Here is a 15,220-nt window from a genome sequence, read left to right as displayed (position 1 = left end):
ATATCCCTAATCACTCTTTGATTCCGGCGCTGACAAAGCTGTTCATAAACTGCTTCTGCAGGAAGAAGAACGCGATGAGCAGCGGCAGGATAATGATAAAGGTGGCCGCGCAGACATTGGCCCACTGCATGTTGGCCTCTTTGGACTTTGCAAAGATAGCCAGGCCTACGGTCAGTGTGCGGTTGGACGGCGAGTTCGTCACAATCAGAGGCCACAGGTAGTTATTCCAGTGATAGCTGACGGAAATAACCGCAAAGGACATATAGGCAGGCTTTGCGCAGGGCATGTACACCCTCCAGATGGTCTGCCAGGTGTTGGCGCCGTCAATTCTGGCCGCCTCAGCCAGGGCCTTTGGAATGGATTTAAAATGCTGCCTCAGCAGGAAAATAGCCAGGGCGCTTCCAAAGAACGGCAGCATGATGCCCACCTTTGTATCGGTCAGTCCCAGGTCAGCCAGTGTCATAAAGTTAGGTGTGATGAGAACGTCATTTGGAATGATGATCTGCATGAAAATAACGGCAAACACCAGGGTCTGTCCCTTAAAATCCATGACAGCCAGCGCATAGGCAGCCAGAGTGGATGTGACAAACTGTACGCAGAAGGTCACCACCACCAGTATCAGCGTATTCAGGTAATACCGGGCAAAGGGAATGGCATTCCACACATAAGACAGATTCCCAAAAGTAAAACGGCTGTTGGGAAGAAAGGTCATATGAAAGGTAGGCTCGCTGAAGGCGGTTCCCACCAGCCAGACCAGAGGAGCCAGCCACATAAGCGCCAGGGCCAGGGCGAAAACAGAAATTGCAGTACTTTTAACTTGTTTCATACCGGCTCCCTCCTTTAATTGTAATGTATCTTCTTATCCTGGCTGATGAATCTGGGCAGGGACACCACAAGCAGAAGTCCCAGCATGATTACGGTCAGGGCCGATGATACGCCGTAGTTGAAGTTTGTAAAGCCCTGCTGGTAAATATAGTACAGAAGCAGGGTACTTGCATTGTTGGGCGCTCCCTCTGTCATGATGACCACATGGTCCACCAGCTTAAAGCAGTTGGTAAAGGCAATCGTGGACACAAACAAAAAGGTGGGCGCCAGCAGGGGCATGGTGATGCGCCTGAACACGGTCCAGTTGCCTGCCCCGTCAATCCTGGCAGCCTCCATCACCTCATCGGATATACTCTGGATGCCGGACAGGAAGAACACCATCAGGTATCCCGCCTCCTTCCAGACATACATCACCGCCATGGCCGGAAGCACCGTACTCTTGCTGGACAGCACATTCATGGGCTTTAAGCCGATGGCGATTAACAGCTGGTCAAAAAGACCGTTCTTTGCCATATAAATGAACATCCACACGCTGGCAATGGCAATCATGGGCATAACCACCGGGTAGAAATAGGCCGTGCGGATGAATCCCACCCGCTTGCCCTTGCGGTTTACCAGAACCGCCAGGCCTAGGCCCACCGCCATACTGGGAATCACCGTCATAAGGGCGAATACAATGGTATTTTTCATTACCTTCCAGAACAGCTTGGAACCGGCCAGCTTCACATAATTCTCAAGGCCGATGAACTCGGCGCCGTCCATACCAAGCTTGTACTTTGAAAGGCTTAGATACAGGCTCCTGAATATAGGGAACACTGTAAATGCCAGCATAAATATAAGCGCCGGGGCCATCAGGGCCCAGGCTGTCGCATTATTCCTGATTTCACGCTGCTTCTTTGTCTTGGTTTTCATCCTCTCACCAGCCTTTTCATATTCCGCCTGCCGTGCCGCGGCCTGTGACACGCCCCGGTCTCTTAAGGCGCTGTATATGCCCGGCTGCGCAGCAAAGGTCTTGCCTTTGCCGCGCATGGTACCGGGCCACAGCGCCTTATTGTTTCCTAACAGGTATTACATTTACGTTTCATCCGTTCTATTGGTACTCTGACAAAACTTCCTCTGCCTGCTCCTGGGCAGCGTCCAGCGCTTCCTGGGCAGACATATCGCCAACCACGGCTGCCTGGATATTGTCATTTAACACTCTCCAGATTTCTGCCGCATTGTATGTAGTAAGCTCAGGCTTTGCGTACGGCAGCTGCTCGTAAGCAACAGATGCCTGGGGAACCTCTGCGTAATAATCCTTAATCAGATCCGTGTCAAAGCATGACTGTCTTGTAGCCACATAACCTGTATCCAGGCTCCACTGTGCCGCTCTGTCCGTAGAGGTGGCAAACTTGATGAACTTCCATGCAGCCTGCACCCTGTCCTCGGAAATATTGCTGGAGATATAGAAGTTGCCGCCTCCTGTTGGCGCGCCCACTCTCTTATGGGCAGGAAGGAAGGCTGTTCCGAAATCAAAGTCCGCGTTGTCGTGGATATTGGCCATGTTGCCGGTGGTGTGGTAAATCATGGCCACTTCACCTGCAAGGAACTGTGTGGGCAGGTCGGTCCACTGTACGATTCCCTCTGCCATGCATTTATACTCATTCTGGAGATCCAGCCAGAACTGAAGCGCCTCCACATTCTCCGGTGTATTGAAATATACGCTCTTGCCGTCTTCGCTCATCAGGTTCTGTCCGTCGGTGCTGTTCTGTAAGCAGAAGCCCGTAAATGCCCACTGTGCGGAACCGGAATTCAGCGCGATTCCCACGCCATAGCGGCCGTCATTTGTCAGCTTCTGGCCGTATTCAGCCAGTTCCTCCCAGGTGGTAGGAGGCGCTTCCGGATCCAGGCCCACTTCCTTGAAGGCATCCTTGTTATAATACAGCACCATGGTGCTTCTCTGGAATGGTATGGAGTAAATTTTTCCGTCCACATAGGAATCTTCCATGAAGCCCGGAAGGAAATCATCAATATAAGCTTTTCCCTCATCCCCGTCAGCCTCAATCAGTTCGTCAAGAGGCATGGCCATGCCTGTGGATGCCATGGTGAAACGCTGGGTTGCAAGACTTACAAACACATCCGGAGGCGTTCCGCCCTGCATGGCTGTCTGAATCTTTGTCACGGTATCGTCATAATTGCCTGTATAGACAGGCTCCACGAAAATATCAGGGTTCTCTGCATTAAAATCCGCACATATTTTTTCAATCAGCTGCGCTGCGGAACCGCCTACATTAACCGGGTAATAAAATGTAAGGTGAAGTGCGCCGTCGTCAGCCTTAGCTGCGTCATCCTTGGACTCGCCGGCGCTTCCAGCTGTTTCCTTAGACTGCTCTGCGGCCGCCGGGTCTGTGTCCGTACTTCCTCCCTTTCCGGAACATCCGGTGACGGCAAGGCCTGCTGCCATAGTCATGGCCAGGACAGCTGCTGCAATCTTTTTTGTTTTTTTCACAATACATACCTCCTCTTAAACTATTGGGAATTTGTCATCTGTTCTGTAATTTCATCATAGCATTGTATTTGAAACGTGTCAATATTATTTTAAGGCATTTTGCACATTTATCCTATATTTTAACCGGGTTTTACATGAATTTTTTCTACTTTTTGCATATTTTTTACATTTTAACGTATTTTTATCAAGCTGTCTCATCTACAGATTCCCGTTTTTATTGAATCGTAACCGCAACAGTTTTACAAAATGCCCGCCATATGGTAGAATTGAACCAAATATATAACCTGGAATGCATCATTTAAGGTGCACCATTTGAAAGGAGAACCGGCAGATGACTACTATCAAAGACATTGCTAAAGCGGCCGGAGTGGCCCAGGGCACCGTTTCCAACGTTCTCAACGGCAAGGGAAATGTGAGCAGTGAAAAAATACGGCAGGTCATGGACGCCGCCTCTGCCCTTGGCTACGTGCCCAATGAGCGGGCCAAGCTGCTGAGGAAGGGCAGGTCCAATACCCTTGCGGTCATTCTCCCCAACATCCGTTCCAAACAATATATAGACTTCTATCTGAGCTTTAAGGCATATGCGGAAAATCACGGCTACAGCGTGTCCCAGTATCTGACCAGCGATGACAACCGGGAGGCGGAATATGCAGCCATCCAGGATGTCCGTTCTTCCATGGCCCAGGGCATGGCAGCAGTCTCCTGCTGTTCCTTTGCCGACGCCAATCCCTATCTGGACGAGCAGGGTATGCTGGCGGACCATGTGGTATTTGCGGAACGCCGCCCTCCCTTTGCAGCCCCCTATGCAGGCTTTGACTATCACCGGGCAGGAAGCGAGCTGGCTTTAAGGGCGCTGGAGCGCGGCTTCTCCAGCCTGTGCCTTCTCACCGGAAGTCTCCAGCTGCCCAATGAATCCGACTTTTTCAACGGATTTATGAGCATCGCTGGTTCATCGGGCTGCCGGATAAACCACATCCAGACAGACCCCTACCGCAAGCTGCAGAATATCATGCAGATGTTCGGCGCTGCCGCCCCCCAGGCCATCTTCATTTCCAATTACGGCTTTGCGGAGAGCGTCAAGGATATATGGAACACCTTCTATTCTGGGGACAGCCCAGAAATTTATACGGTATCCCCCATGTTCACCATGCCAGAAAATGATTTCCAGAAATATGAACTTAACTACCGGCAGCTGGGAAAGGTTGCGGCGGAGTGCCTGATTCAGGATATATCAAAAGAAAAAAAGGGGGAAAAGAGCGGTCCGGAAGAATCAGAGGAACCAAACCTGCGCACCGGACAGGACAGCGGACAGGGCAGCGGACATCCCTGCCTGCTGCTGGAGAATTCCGGCTTCAGGGACTGGTTTGCGGATATCCTCATCCCATCCTCCAAAAAGCCCTTAAATGTGCTGACCCTGGACAGCCCCAGCGCCTACACCATGCGCAACCTGTCCCGCATCTACACGAAAAAAACCGGTGTCCCTGTGAACATCACCATCTATTCCTACGAGGAAATATATGAGGCCTTCAACCATATGCATCATGATTCTGTCTTTGATGTGCTGCGCCTGGACGTGACATGGCTGTCCTGGTTCGCGGACAAGATTCTGCAGCCCCTGGACCAGATTGACCCCGGCATCTCCAGCTGTCTGGACACCTTCCTGGACGGGACCATCAACCAGTATTCCATAGTGAGGGGCAGGGTATATGCCCTGCCCTCCACCCCCAGCGTACAGCTGCTGTACTACCGCAAGGACCTGTTTGAAAGCCCCATCTACCGCAGGATGTATCACGAAACATACCGCCAGGAGCTCCGGCCGCCTCAGGATTTTAAAGAGTTCAACCAGATTGCCAGGTTCTTCACCAAGGCATGCACCCCATCCTCTCCCGTGGAATACGGGGCCACCATGACACTTGGATCCACCGGCGTGGCCGGTTCCGAATACCTGGCCCGACTGTTCAGCCACCAGGAGAATCTTTATAACGAGGACTGCCAGGTCACCCTGAATTCCCCGGCGGCCATTGGTTCCCTCAGGGAGCTCATCGCCCTGAAGGAATACTCTGACCCCAAGTACTGTTCCTGGTGGACCAACACAGCCACTACCTTTGCAGGGGGCAATGTGGCCATGGCCATCCTCTACAGCAACTATGCCTCAGACCTTCTGAGCCATTCCTCCCGGGTAGCGGGAAATATCGGATATGCCCTGACGCCCGGCCGCAATCCAGTTATCGGAGGCGGTTCCCTGGGAGTGGCCAAGTATACCAAACGGCCGGAGGACGCCCTTTCCTTCATCAAATGGATGTGCAGCGAACCCGTGGCCTCCGCGGCCACGCTGCTGGGCAGCGTATCCCCCTGCCGTAAGTCCTATGACAATTACGAGATACTCAACACCTTCCCCTGGCTGAACCTGGCCAAGGACGGATTCGGCCTGGCCCATGGGCGCCGTACCCCCGAATTCTCCACCCAGCCCTTTGACGAGCGCAGCTTCCTCAGCATCATAGGCATGGCAGTGAAAAATGCCTACAGCCAGGTCATGACGCCGGAGGATGCCCTGAACTATGCACAAAAGCGCTATGACGAGCAATTCCTCCATACCGGTCCATAATAAAAGCGGGCATTAAGACAAAAGTTCCAGGCAGGTCCCCTGATTACAGGAGGCAGCCTGGAACTTCTATGTTAAAACGCGTTTTAGCCGGTTTCGTCCGTTCCCCCTCTCAGCACAGCTTTGCCATGACAGACGCGGAAGTTTTTTCATTATTTACACTGCACTTGTCATAATATGTCCTGTAATATTCCGTGTACAGCATGTCAATCAGGAAAAGCTGGCTGATTTCCGCTGAGGAAGAGCCTGCCTGCAGCGGGCTTTCATTGGCCCCGCACAAGAGGGTCAGGTCTGCGTAGGCCGTAAGAGGCGACTTGATGAACCGGGTCACACAGACAATGGCCGCGCCTGCCTGCCTGGCCAGCTGGGCCACATGGATGGTGTCCTTGGTTGCCCCGGAATAGGAAAAGATAACAGCCACTTCGCCCCTGGACATGGTGGAGGCCATCATGGCCTGCATATGGGAATCAGGAGAACAGTAGACCTTTGGCTCAATCTTAAGAAATTTATCAGCTGCCTTCATGGCTGTTGTCATGCTGGTACCCACTCCGTAAAAGCAGATGCGTCCGGCCTTATGGAAGCACTCAACGACCCGCCGGAACACGTCCTCCTTTAACAGGGAATGAGTCTCCTTAAGGGCCTTTACATTGGAATTGAGAACCTTCTCCGCCACCTGGGAAAAAGAGTCCTCCAGGCTGATATCGCTCTCCATCTGTCCGAATCCCTGCTTTCCCTCATGAAGGCTCAGGGATAAAAGCATCTTGAATTCCTGGTAGCCTTTACAGTTCATGGTCTTGCAGAAGCGGAACACGCTGGTATCCCCCACCCCGCAGGCCTCGGCCAGCTCAGTGATGGACATGAACAGAACCTTCTTGGGGCTGCTCAGGATATAATCAGCCACCTTTTTCTCCGCCTTTGTAAACTGGTTATACCCGCCTCTTATTTTCAACAAAAAATCCTCTGCCATTTTCCTTCCTCCTTCTGCTGCCCGCCCTGTGAAAATTTAATTTACTCTTATTATAAAAAAAAATATTTCTTTTAGCAAGAAATGTAGTAGAATTAAATTAAATAATTGCCATTTTCAAAGAGGGGGGCTGTATTATGAGGCATATCTCAAAAAAGGAGCTTTTGTCCATCCCCAACCTGATGGGGTATTTCCGTTTAATTATGATTCCTGTGTTTGTGTGGCTGTACCTGAAGGCATCCACAGATGCAGACTATTACAGGGCTGCCATTGTCATGGGCATATCCTCCATCACAGACATGTTCGACGGAATGATCGCCAGAAAATTCAATATGATTACGGAGTTCGGCAAATTCCTGGACCCCCTAGCAGATAAGCTGACCCACGGCGCCATCCTGCTCTGTCTGTGGAGCCGTTATCCCCTGATTCTGCTCCTTCTGGTCCTGTTTGTGCTGAAAGAAGGCTTCATGCTAATCATGGGCGCCATCAAGCTCCGGGAAGGCAAGAAGTTAAACGGCGCCAAGTGGTTCGGCAAATGCTGTACCGCGCTTCTGTTCGTGGTGCTTTTCCTACTGCTGCTCTTCCCCCACATGTCACTTGTCACGGTCAATGTACTGATTTTGCTGTGCGCGGCAGCCATGTTCATCACCCTGCTTCTCTACATACCGGTATTTCGCAGCATGTAAGCGGTATAACATAGGGCTGGGGCCCGCATGCAGCGGGGCCTGTCTGCACTTTACTGCCGCGCTTCCTTATATACTCTCTTAAGGGTAAAGCCCCTGCCTCTCACCTCATTAATCTGGTTGATAATCATAAAGGCCTCCGGGTCTTCATCCATGACCAGGTTGTTCAGCCTGGGCAGATCCCGCCTGGAAATCACCGCCAGAATCATTTCCTGCTCCCTGTGGAGATAACCGGTCTCCATATGCAGCAGGGAGGTACCGCAGTCAATGCGCTCCGCTATGAGGCGGTTGATCTCCTCATACCTTCTGCTGACAATCTTCACCTGTATTCTGGCATTTCCCGACATAAGGACCTGGTTAAGCACCATGGTATACACGATAATCAGTATGATACCGTAGAGAATGGCATGGGAATCAGCCTCAATCAGCTGAAGCCCCAGAACCACACAGTCCATGATATACAGAGTCATGGACACATTCACATCCAGCTTTTTCTTAAGCACCAGGGCAGGAATGTCCATGCCCCCTGTGGAGGCTCCTGCCCGCATCACTATACCGATCCCCCCGCCTATGAGCAGCCCCGCATAGAGCACTGCCACCAGCTTCTCTTCCAGCACAAAGCCGCCAAATCCGCTTCCCTCCATCACCCCCAGCAAAACCGGGTAGATAATGGTGCTGAGTACGGTTGTCAGGGCAAACTGTTTACCCAGCACCCATGCCCCCAGCAGAAACATGGCCACGTTAAACACGCTGACAAAAAGGCTGATGGGGATGCCAAGGCTATGGTTCACAAACAGGGCCAGTCCCGTGGTTCCTCCTGTAATGAGTCCGTTCGGCACAATGAACAGCACCACTGCTGCCGCATACATCATATTTCCCACCAAAATTTCTCCCAGACTGAATACAATCTTAGCCGTCGTTTTTTTCTTTTCCATGATTTTAGTCCTTTCTCACTGCACCGGAATGAATTCCCAAATTAAAAGACGGCAGATTTCTCTGCCGTCCTGATGTCTCAAATCTTCTATATATAAACACCCGGTTCCGCCGGGGCCTTCTTCTGTATGCTTTCAGTACCATCATGTTCTGCGCGCTCTCTGTTTCGTATAATGAATCCTGCATTTTATGGTAGCATGTTTCCCCAAACCTGTCAAGAGCCCCTTCCATCCGTCCATCCCATGTGCTAAACTGTAAGTATAAGAAGCCATGTAAGAAGCGCTCAATAGAAGGAGGTATACCTATGAAAAAACTGATTCGCTGCGCCAACCAGTACATCTGGGAGTCCGACTGGAAGACCATCGGACTGTTAAAATTCTGTCTCCTGTCCCTGGGCATCTGCGTCGGCATGGCAGTGCCGGAGGAAAAGAAAAAGACGGTCCTCAGAGCCGCCTTTCTGTCCTTTGTCATAAGCTATATCCCTCTTATGGCCAAATTCATCCAGATTATATGGTCTGATGAGGGCGACTGGTAGGCTCCCCCGTTCCATGCAGCAGAGGGTCCCGGTTCAGCACCTTCAGATAAATGCCGCAGAGCAGGATTTGCAGCAATGTGGAGGCCGGCGTGGCCAGACCGATTTTAAATAAGGACACCGGAACCAGACGGCTCATGAGATAGGACACCGGTATGCGGACACCGAAGGCTCCCGCGATTCCCTGAAACATGACAAAGGCGGTCCTTCCGCATCCGTTAAAGAAACCTGTCATGCAGAACATGAAGGATACCAGCAGACAGTCAATGGCATAGGCCCGCAGATAATCTGCCGCCGCCAGCACCACCTCCCGGTCCCTGGAGAACACACCAGCCAGCAGATCTCCGTGGAAAAATGAAAAATACGCCAGGAACACGCCCACTCCCAGAGAAGTGAGTATACCATATGCAAGGGCCCGTTTGGCCCGTTCCGGTCTCCTGGCGCCGATATTCTGGGCCACAAAGGCCGACATGGCCTGCCCGTAGGCAGATGGCACCAGCAGCACAAAACCACAGAGTTTTTCAGCCACGCCTACACCGGCCGAAGGAATGACTCCCAGGGTATTGACAATGGCTGATATAACCAGGAAGGATATGGACACCAGCACATCCTGAAAAGCAATGGGGAATCCCAGCTTCACCACCCGGCCGGCCAGCTGCCTGTCATAACGAACGCTCTCCTTGCGAAAAGCAAAGGGGAGCTTCTGTTTTCTGATAATCAGGATTGACAGCACCACGCTGACCGCCTGGGCAAACACCGTGGCTATGGCTGCTCCCGCAGAAGCCATGTGGAATACCCCAACCAACAACAGGTCCCCTGCGATATTCACCAGGCAGGCAATGGACACGGATATGAGGGGAAGCCTGGAATTTCCCAGTCCCCTGAATATGCTTCCCAGCAGATTGTAGGCCACGATAAACAGCGAGCCCGCGGAACAGATTTTCACATACACCGCGGTACTGTCAAATGCCTCTTTCGGCGCCCGCATCCATGCGGTGCAGGGAACTGCCAGAAACTGCATGACCGCAGTCACCGCCAGACCGATGACAGCAAATATCCATATGCTGGCGCCCATAACCCGGCCAGCCTCCTCAGGCTGCCCCTCCCCAATCTTCCTGCCCAAAAGAATGGTGGTTCCCATAGCCAGTCCTACGATGGCCGTGGTTATGGTCTGCATGATCCAGCTGCCCGTGGACACCGCGGACACCTCCGCCGCATGGCTGAACTGCCCCACAATCATCATGTCAACAGCCCCATACATGGTCTGCAAAAACAAAGCCGCCAGCACAGGCAGCGCAAAACCCATAAGAGATGTGAGAATGTTTCCCTCTGTCAAACTGTGCGGTCTGCTCATAATACCCCCTGTCTATCCCCAATTTTACTCTGTCAAATCAGCTTTATCCCCAAAAACATACTGTTTTCGCACAAAAAGCCGGAATCAGCATACCACATAGCCCCCTGGCTGTCAACATTCTGTATAAATACCACATTTATACTTGATAATTTTTATCTACTTTGCTATAATAGTATATAAGAATTGTTACAATTTTAACAATAAGGTGATAACACTATGATGATAACACGCGAATCCGATTATGCAATCCGCATTATCCGCGCCCTGAAGGACGGGGAACTGCTTCCCCTGGAACAGATATGCCAGCGGGAACTGGTGCCGAAACAGTTTGCATACAAGATACTGAAAAAGCTGGAGCGTTCCGGCCTGGTATCCATACGCAGGGGCGCCGGAGGCGGATGTATTCTGAACCGAAGCCTGGCGGATCTGACCCTCCTGGATATCATTAAGGCGGCGGACGAGGAATTTTTTCTTAATCCCTGCCTGGACAGTCAATACCAGTGCGGCTATGCCGCCAGTTTTGACGGCTGCAAAGTTCACTGTGAACTGGCAAGAGTCCAGCGTGTGCTGGAGGAGGAATTGAAACGCACCTCTCTGGACAGGCTCTTTAACAAATCCGGCTGATACATCTATTTTTATTCGCCCCAAAAGTGGATAATTTTTATCCACTTTATGATATTCAAACCTACGCAAACCATATATTTCAACAGGAGGTATCCATCATGAATCATTGTTACAGCTGCACAACCTGTAAAAGCGCAGACAAACCACTGGAATGTTACATAGCAGGTCTTCCCATGGAAACATCCCACCACCGTGTGGAAGGACAGTCCGTCAAATGCGGCTTCGGTCTCCAGGGCGTATGCTGCCGCCTCTGTTCCAACGGCCCCTGCCGTATCACGCCTGAGGCCCCTCACGGAATCTGCGGTGCTTCCGCCGACGTAATCGTGGCCAGGAATTTTCTCCGCGCAGTGGCAGCAGGATCAGGCTGCTATATCCACGTAGTGGAGACCACTGCCCTTAATTTAAAGGAGACCGCACTTTCCGGCGGAGCCTTAAAAGGGATGAATGCCCTGGAACATCTCTGCCAGCTATTCACAATCCCCCAGGGCGACCCACACACCCGCGCCGCAGCCGTGGCCCAGGCAGTCCTGGACGATTTGTACCTTCCCGACTACACTCCCATGAAGCTCCAGCAGAAGCTGTCATACGCTCCCCGTCTGGCCAAGTGGAACGAATTAGGAATCCTGCCCGGAGGCGCCAAATCCGAAGTCTGCGCCGGCGTGGTGAAATGTTCCACCAACCTGAACTCGGACCCCACAGACATGCTGCTTCACTGTCTCAAGCTGGGCATTTCCACCGGCGTATACGGTCTGATGCTGACCAACCTGCTGAATGACGTCATGCTGGGCGAGCCCGAAATCACCCCTGCCCCGGTTGGCCTTGGGGTGATTGACCCGGACTACATCAATATCATGATTACCGGACATCAGCACTCCATCTTCGTCCATCTCCAGGAACAGCTTAAGAAGCCGGAGGTCCAGGAGCTGGCAAAGGCAGCAGGGGCCAGGGGATTCCGGCTGGTGGGATGCACCTGTGTGGGCCAGGACCTGCAGCTTCGGGGCGTTCATTACCAGGACATCTTCAGCGGCCACGCAGGCAACAACTACACCAGCGAGGCTGTCCTGGCCACCGGTGCCATCGACGCCGTGCTCAGTGAATTCAACTGTACCCTTCCCGGCATTGAACCCATCTGCGACCGTCTGAACATCCGGCAGATCTGCCTGGATGACGTGGCAAAGAAGCAGAATGCAGCACTGAAACCCTTTGTGTTTGAGGACAGGGCGCGCATCAGCCGGGAAATCCTGGACGAGATACTGGAATCCTACAAAAACCGCAGGGCCCGGGTGCCCTTAAACCTCCTTCCGGAACACGGCAATACCAACACCATCACAGGCGTCAGCGAGGTATCCCTGAAAAAGTTCCTGGGGGGCAGCTGGAAGCCTCTCATCGACCTCATTGCTTCCGGGGATATCAAGGGAATCGCCGGTGTGGTGGGATGCTCCAACCTGACGGCAGGCGGCCATGACGTCCTGACCGTGGAGCTGACCAAAGAACTCATTGCCAGGGATATCCTGGTCCTGACCGCGGGATGTTCCTCAGGCGGCCTGGAAAACTGCGGCCTCATGACCCCGGAGGCAGCCAGCCTGGCAGGTCCAAAGCTTCGGGCAGTCTGTGAGTCCCTGGGCATCCCTCCCGTGCTTAATTTCGGCCCCTGTCTGGCCATCGGGAGACTGGAGATGGTGGCCACGGAACTGGCCCAGGCCCTTAACGTGGACATTCCCCAGCTTCCCCTGGTGCTCTCGGCCGCCCAGTGGCTGGAGGAACAGGCGCTGGCAGACGGCGCCTTCGGACTGGCCCTGGGTCTTCCCCTTCACCTGGGACTTCCCCCCTTTATCACAGGCAGCAGACTGGTGACAAAGATCCTCACAGAGGACATGAAGGCCCTTACCGGCGGACAGGTCATTGTAAACAGCCATGCAGGTGAATCCGCGGACATACTGGAACAAATCATCATGGACAAACGACAGGCACTGAATATATAGGAGGGCGGCTATGAAACGGATATGGATTGACGCCGGCAGGTGCGATGGCTGCCTGAACTGCACACTTGCCTGCATGAATGCCCACAGGGCAGATAAAGGCAGCATATATGATTTGGATCTGACAGATCCTGCCAACGAAAGCCGCAACTTCATCCGCCGGCAGCCGGACGGTTCCTACCGCCCCATTTTCTGCCGCCACTGTGATGAACCGGAATGTGTGAATTCCTGCATGAGCGGCGCCCTTTCAAAGAACCGGGAAACAGGAATCGTGGAATACGATGAAAAACAGTGCGCCGGATGTTTCATGTGTGTAATGAACTGCCCCTTTGGCGTCCTTAAACCCGACAATACAGCCCGCAGCCGCATCATCAAATGTGATTTCTGCAAGGACAGCGGCAGCGAACCCAGCTGTGTAAAGGCATGCCCCAAAAAGGCAATCTGGATTGAGGAGGTGGAGTCATGAGATATGTTATCGCAGGAGCCGGCCCGGCCGGCATCAGCGCAGCCAAGACCCTGCGCCAGCTGGACAGGGACGGTGAAATCGTCCTGGTATCGAAGGATGACCAGGTCCATTCCCGCTGTATGCTTCACAAATACCTGGGCGGTGAGCGGGACGCAGAAGGAATCAGCTTTATTCCGCCCGGTTTCTTTAAACAGAACAACATAACCTGGTGTCCAGGAAAGGCAATGGTCCGGCTGGACTGCGCTGAGAGGCGCATCCTCTTAGATGACGGCACCTTCCTCCCCTATGACCGGCTTCTCCTGGCAACCGGCGCCTATTACCTTCTGCCCCCTGTACCCGGACTTAAGGAGGCTGAAAATGTGTACGGCTTCCGCGATCTGTCCGATGCCCTGGCCATTGACAAGGCCGTAAAACCAGGGGCCAGGGCAGTGATAATCGGCTCCGGCCTGGTGGGTATGGACGCAGCCTATGCCCTTATGGAGCGGGGAATCTCCCCGGTAATCGTGGAGATGGCCGGCCGGATCCTTCCCCTCCAGCTGGATGCCGAAGCTGCGTCTGAGTACCAGAGACTCTTTGAACACCACGGATGCAGCTTCCGGCTGGCAGCCAGGGCAAGCCGGACCCGTCTGGATTCCCGGGGCAATGTAAGCGCCCTGGTTCTGGAGGACGGCGAAGAACTGGCCTGTGACTTCATCATTGCGGCGGCAGGCGTACGCCCGGAAATCCGTTTCCTGGAGCATTGCAGCGTGGAGACGGGCAGGGCCGTCACAGTGGACCAGTATCTCTCTACCTCTGTTCCCGGAGTCTACGGGGCCGGGGATGTGTGCGGCCTGTCCGGTATATGGCCCAACGCCATGAAGCAGGGAGCCGTGGCTGCCAAAAACATGTACGGCATCCCCACTCCCTACGAGGACACATATGCCATGAAGAACACCATGAACTTCTTCGGCCTGCCGGCCCTTTGCATTGGCGACATCAACCGCCTGGACAGCCACACTCTGGTCATAACAGAGGAGGACAGCCAAAACTACAGAAAGGCCCTGGTGGAGGACGGCATACTGAAAAGCATACTGATGGTGGGAAATATATCAGGCAGCGGTATTTACCAGTATCTGATAAAAAACCAGATAAAACTACCGTCTGCCGACCGGAGCATCTTCAGGCTGTCATTTGCCGACTTCTATGGATTTGACACGTCAAAGGGATCCTATACATGGGACACGGACCTGTGCTGCGGTTAAGTTTCATTCCAGATATCACAAAACCCCCGGAAGATACATCTTCCGGGGGAATTTTACTGTTTGGGCACAATATCAATTCAGATATATTATTTTATGATTTTAGCGTATAAGCTTGCCGAAATTATTCAACGATGCTTACAACTCTACCAGAACCAACGGTTCTTCCGCCTTCACGATACTTTAATCCCGTTTTATCTCATATTTTTTATGGTTTTCTCTCCAAAATACAGTGAAAAACAGCTGAATTGCACCACCTATTTTGATTTGCCTGATTTCTTGGCACCGTTTTGGCACCGGAGAATACTCAAACCGATTCTCTTCTGTAGATACTAGATACTTCTCTACCAACTTTATATTGCACCGGTAATTTTTAACTGTTATAATCGAAACATGGGTGCTACCATAACGGTAGGCGGTTAGTCCTTCTCCAGAGGGACTGTGACCCTCTGATTACATAGAAACCTGTAAAGGAATCCAATGATCTCTCGGAATCTTGAGTGATCATGCCAGCAAAACTCTGGCATTGAAC

13 protein-coding genes are annotated in these 15,220 nt (G+C 52.5%); 7 read left to right on the top strand and 6 right to left on the bottom strand.

Annotation, left to right across the window (positions count from 1 at the left end; translation table 11 throughout):
- Nucleotides 1-10 precede the first annotated feature (10 nt).
- From LI015_RS12500 to LI015_RS12490, 3 genes are all read right to left on the bottom strand, one after another.
- Nucleotides 11-826 (bottom strand): carbohydrate ABC transporter permease, encoded by an 816-nt coding sequence (locus LI015_RS12500; RefSeq protein WP_002568211.1) that lies wholly within the window; start codon nucleotides 824-826, stop codon nucleotides 11-13.
- Between the two features lie 14 nt (nucleotides 827-840).
- A complete protein-coding gene (locus LI015_RS12495) occupies nucleotides 841-1,854 on the bottom strand; it encodes a carbohydrate ABC transporter permease (protein WP_002568212.1) in 1,014 nt (337 codons plus the stop codon).
- Nucleotides 1,855-1,915: 61 nt separating this feature from the next.
- Entirely contained in the window at nucleotides 1,916-3,313 is a 1,398-nt protein-coding gene (locus LI015_RS12490; RefSeq protein WP_002568213.1) for an ABC transporter substrate-binding protein, read from the bottom strand.
- Nucleotides 3,314-3,644: 331 nt separating this feature from the next.
- Here LI015_RS12490 and LI015_RS12485 point away from each other — a divergent pair, with 331 nt between their 5' ends.
- On the top strand, nucleotides 3,645-5,918 hold the full coding sequence (locus LI015_RS12485) for an extracellular solute-binding protein (RefSeq protein WP_227125229.1): 2,274 nt from the start codon (nucleotides 3,645-3,647) through the stop codon (nucleotides 5,916-5,918).
- A 109-nt stretch (nucleotides 5,919-6,027) separates the two neighbouring features.
- On the opposite strand, the gene LI015_RS12480 is transcribed toward LI015_RS12485, so the two are convergent.
- The gene (locus LI015_RS12480) at nucleotides 6,028-6,882 is read right to left on the bottom strand and encodes a MurR/RpiR family transcriptional regulator (RefSeq protein WP_002568215.1); all 855 of its coding nucleotides are present in this window, start codon (nucleotides 6,880-6,882) and stop codon (nucleotides 6,028-6,030) included.
- 134 nt (nucleotides 6,883-7,016) lie between these two features.
- Here LI015_RS12480 and LI015_RS12475 point away from each other — a divergent pair, with 134 nt between their 5' ends.
- A complete protein-coding gene (locus tag LI015_RS12475) occupies nucleotides 7,017-7,565 on the top strand; it encodes a CDP-alcohol phosphatidyltransferase family protein (RefSeq protein ID WP_002568216.1) in 549 nt (182 codons plus the stop codon).
- A 50-nt stretch (nucleotides 7,566-7,615) separates the two neighbouring features.
- Here the strand turns inward: LI015_RS12475 and LI015_RS12470 are convergent, their stop codons facing one another.
- Nucleotides 7,616-8,497, bottom strand: coding sequence for a YitT family protein (locus LI015_RS12470; protein ID WP_002568217.1), 882 nt, complete (start codon nucleotides 8,495-8,497; stop codon nucleotides 7,616-7,618).
- Nucleotides 8,498-8,799: 302 nt separating this feature from the next.
- On the opposite strand from LI015_RS12470, the gene LI015_RS12465 reads away from it, so the two are divergent.
- Nucleotides 8,800-9,030: a permease of phosphate ABC transporter gene (locus LI015_RS12465; RefSeq protein ID WP_227125227.1), complete on the top strand. Its 231-nt coding sequence runs from the start codon at nucleotides 8,800-8,802 to the stop codon at nucleotides 9,028-9,030.
- Here LI015_RS12465 and LI015_RS12460 read toward each other — a convergent pair.
- Entirely contained in the window at nucleotides 9,002-10,381 is a 1,380-nt protein-coding gene (locus LI015_RS12460; RefSeq protein ID WP_002568219.1) for an MATE family efflux transporter, read from the bottom strand. The two genes, LI015_RS12465 and LI015_RS12460, sit on opposite strands and share 29 nt — an antisense overlap.
- 216 nt (nucleotides 10,382-10,597) lie before the next feature.
- Here LI015_RS12460 and LI015_RS12455 point away from each other — a divergent pair, with 216 nt between their 5' ends.
- The 4 genes from LI015_RS12455 to LI015_RS12440 all read left to right on the top strand — a co-directional run bounded on the left by LI015_RS12455 (nucleotide 10,598) and on the right by LI015_RS12440 (nucleotide 14,691).
- Nucleotides 10,598-11,005, top strand: coding sequence for an RrF2 family transcriptional regulator (locus tag LI015_RS12455; RefSeq protein WP_002568220.1), 408 nt, complete (start codon nucleotides 10,598-10,600; stop codon nucleotides 11,003-11,005).
- 98 nt (nucleotides 11,006-11,103) lie between these two features.
- Nucleotides 11,104-12,987, top strand: coding sequence for an anaerobic carbon-monoxide dehydrogenase catalytic subunit (gene cooS, locus LI015_RS12450; RefSeq protein WP_227125224.1), 1,884 nt, complete (start codon nucleotides 11,104-11,106; stop codon nucleotides 12,985-12,987).
- Nucleotides 12,988-12,997: 10 nt separating this feature from the next.
- Nucleotides 12,998-13,450: a 4Fe-4S dicluster domain-containing protein gene (locus LI015_RS12445; RefSeq protein WP_002568222.1), complete on the top strand. Its 453-nt coding sequence runs from the start codon at nucleotides 12,998-13,000 to the stop codon at nucleotides 13,448-13,450.
- Nucleotides 13,447-14,691: an NAD(P)/FAD-dependent oxidoreductase gene (locus LI015_RS12440; RefSeq protein ID WP_227125222.1), complete on the top strand. Its 1,245-nt coding sequence runs from the start codon at nucleotides 13,447-13,449 to the stop codon at nucleotides 14,689-14,691. The genes LI015_RS12445 and LI015_RS12440 overlap by 4 nt, the downstream gene beginning before the upstream one ends.
- The last annotated feature ends 529 nt before the right edge of the window (nucleotides 14,692-15,220 follow it).

The sequence above is a fragment of the Enterocloster sp. 210928-DFI.2.20 genome (assembly GCF_020554465.1).
Lineage (GTDB): Bacteria > Bacillota > Clostridia > Lachnospirales > Lachnospiraceae > Enterocloster > Enterocloster bolteae.
The sequence above is the reverse complement of the archived record's forward strand: the minus strand, read 5'-3'. Positions and strand labels throughout refer to the sequence as shown.

Excerpts from the sequence above, each read along its gene's own strand:
- LI015_RS12455 (WP_002568220.1), top strand. The coding sequence starts at position 10,598 with ATGATGATAACACGCGAATCCGATTATGCAATCCGCATTATCCGCGCC.
- cooS (WP_227125224.1), top strand. The coding sequence starts at position 11,104 with ATGAATCATTGTTACAGCTGCACAACCTGTAAAAGCGCAGACAAACCA.
- LI015_RS12500 (WP_002568211.1), bottom strand. The coding sequence starts at position 826 with ATGAAACAAGTTAAAAGTACTGCAATTTCTGTTTTCGCCCTGGCCCTG.
- LI015_RS12485 (WP_227125229.1), top strand. The coding sequence starts at position 3,645 with ATGACTACTATCAAAGACATTGCTAAAGCGGCCGGAGTGGCCCAGGGC.
- LI015_RS12465 (WP_227125227.1), top strand. The coding sequence starts at position 8,800 with ATGAAAAAACTGATTCGCTGCGCCAACCAGTACATCTGGGAGTCCGAC.
- LI015_RS12445 (WP_002568222.1), top strand. The coding sequence starts at position 12,998 with ATGAAACGGATATGGATTGACGCCGGCAGGTGCGATGGCTGCCTGAAC.
- LI015_RS12470 (WP_002568217.1), bottom strand. The coding sequence starts at position 8,497 with ATGGAAAAGAAAAAAACGACGGCTAAGATTGTATTCAGTCTGGGAGAA.
- LI015_RS12460 (WP_002568219.1), bottom strand. The coding sequence starts at position 10,381 with ATGAGCAGACCGCACAGTTTGACAGAGGGAAACATTCTCACATCTCTT.
- LI015_RS12440 (WP_227125222.1), top strand. The coding sequence starts at position 13,447 with ATGAGATATGTTATCGCAGGAGCCGGCCCGGCCGGCATCAGCGCAGCC.
- LI015_RS12480 (WP_002568215.1), bottom strand. The coding sequence starts at position 6,882 with ATGGCAGAGGATTTTTTGTTGAAAATAAGAGGCGGGTATAACCAGTTT.
- LI015_RS12495 (WP_002568212.1), bottom strand. The coding sequence starts at position 1,854 with ATGCGCGGCAAAGGCAAGACCTTTGCTGCGCAGCCGGGCATATACAGC.
- LI015_RS12475 (WP_002568216.1), top strand. The coding sequence starts at position 7,017 with ATGAGGCATATCTCAAAAAAGGAGCTTTTGTCCATCCCCAACCTGATG.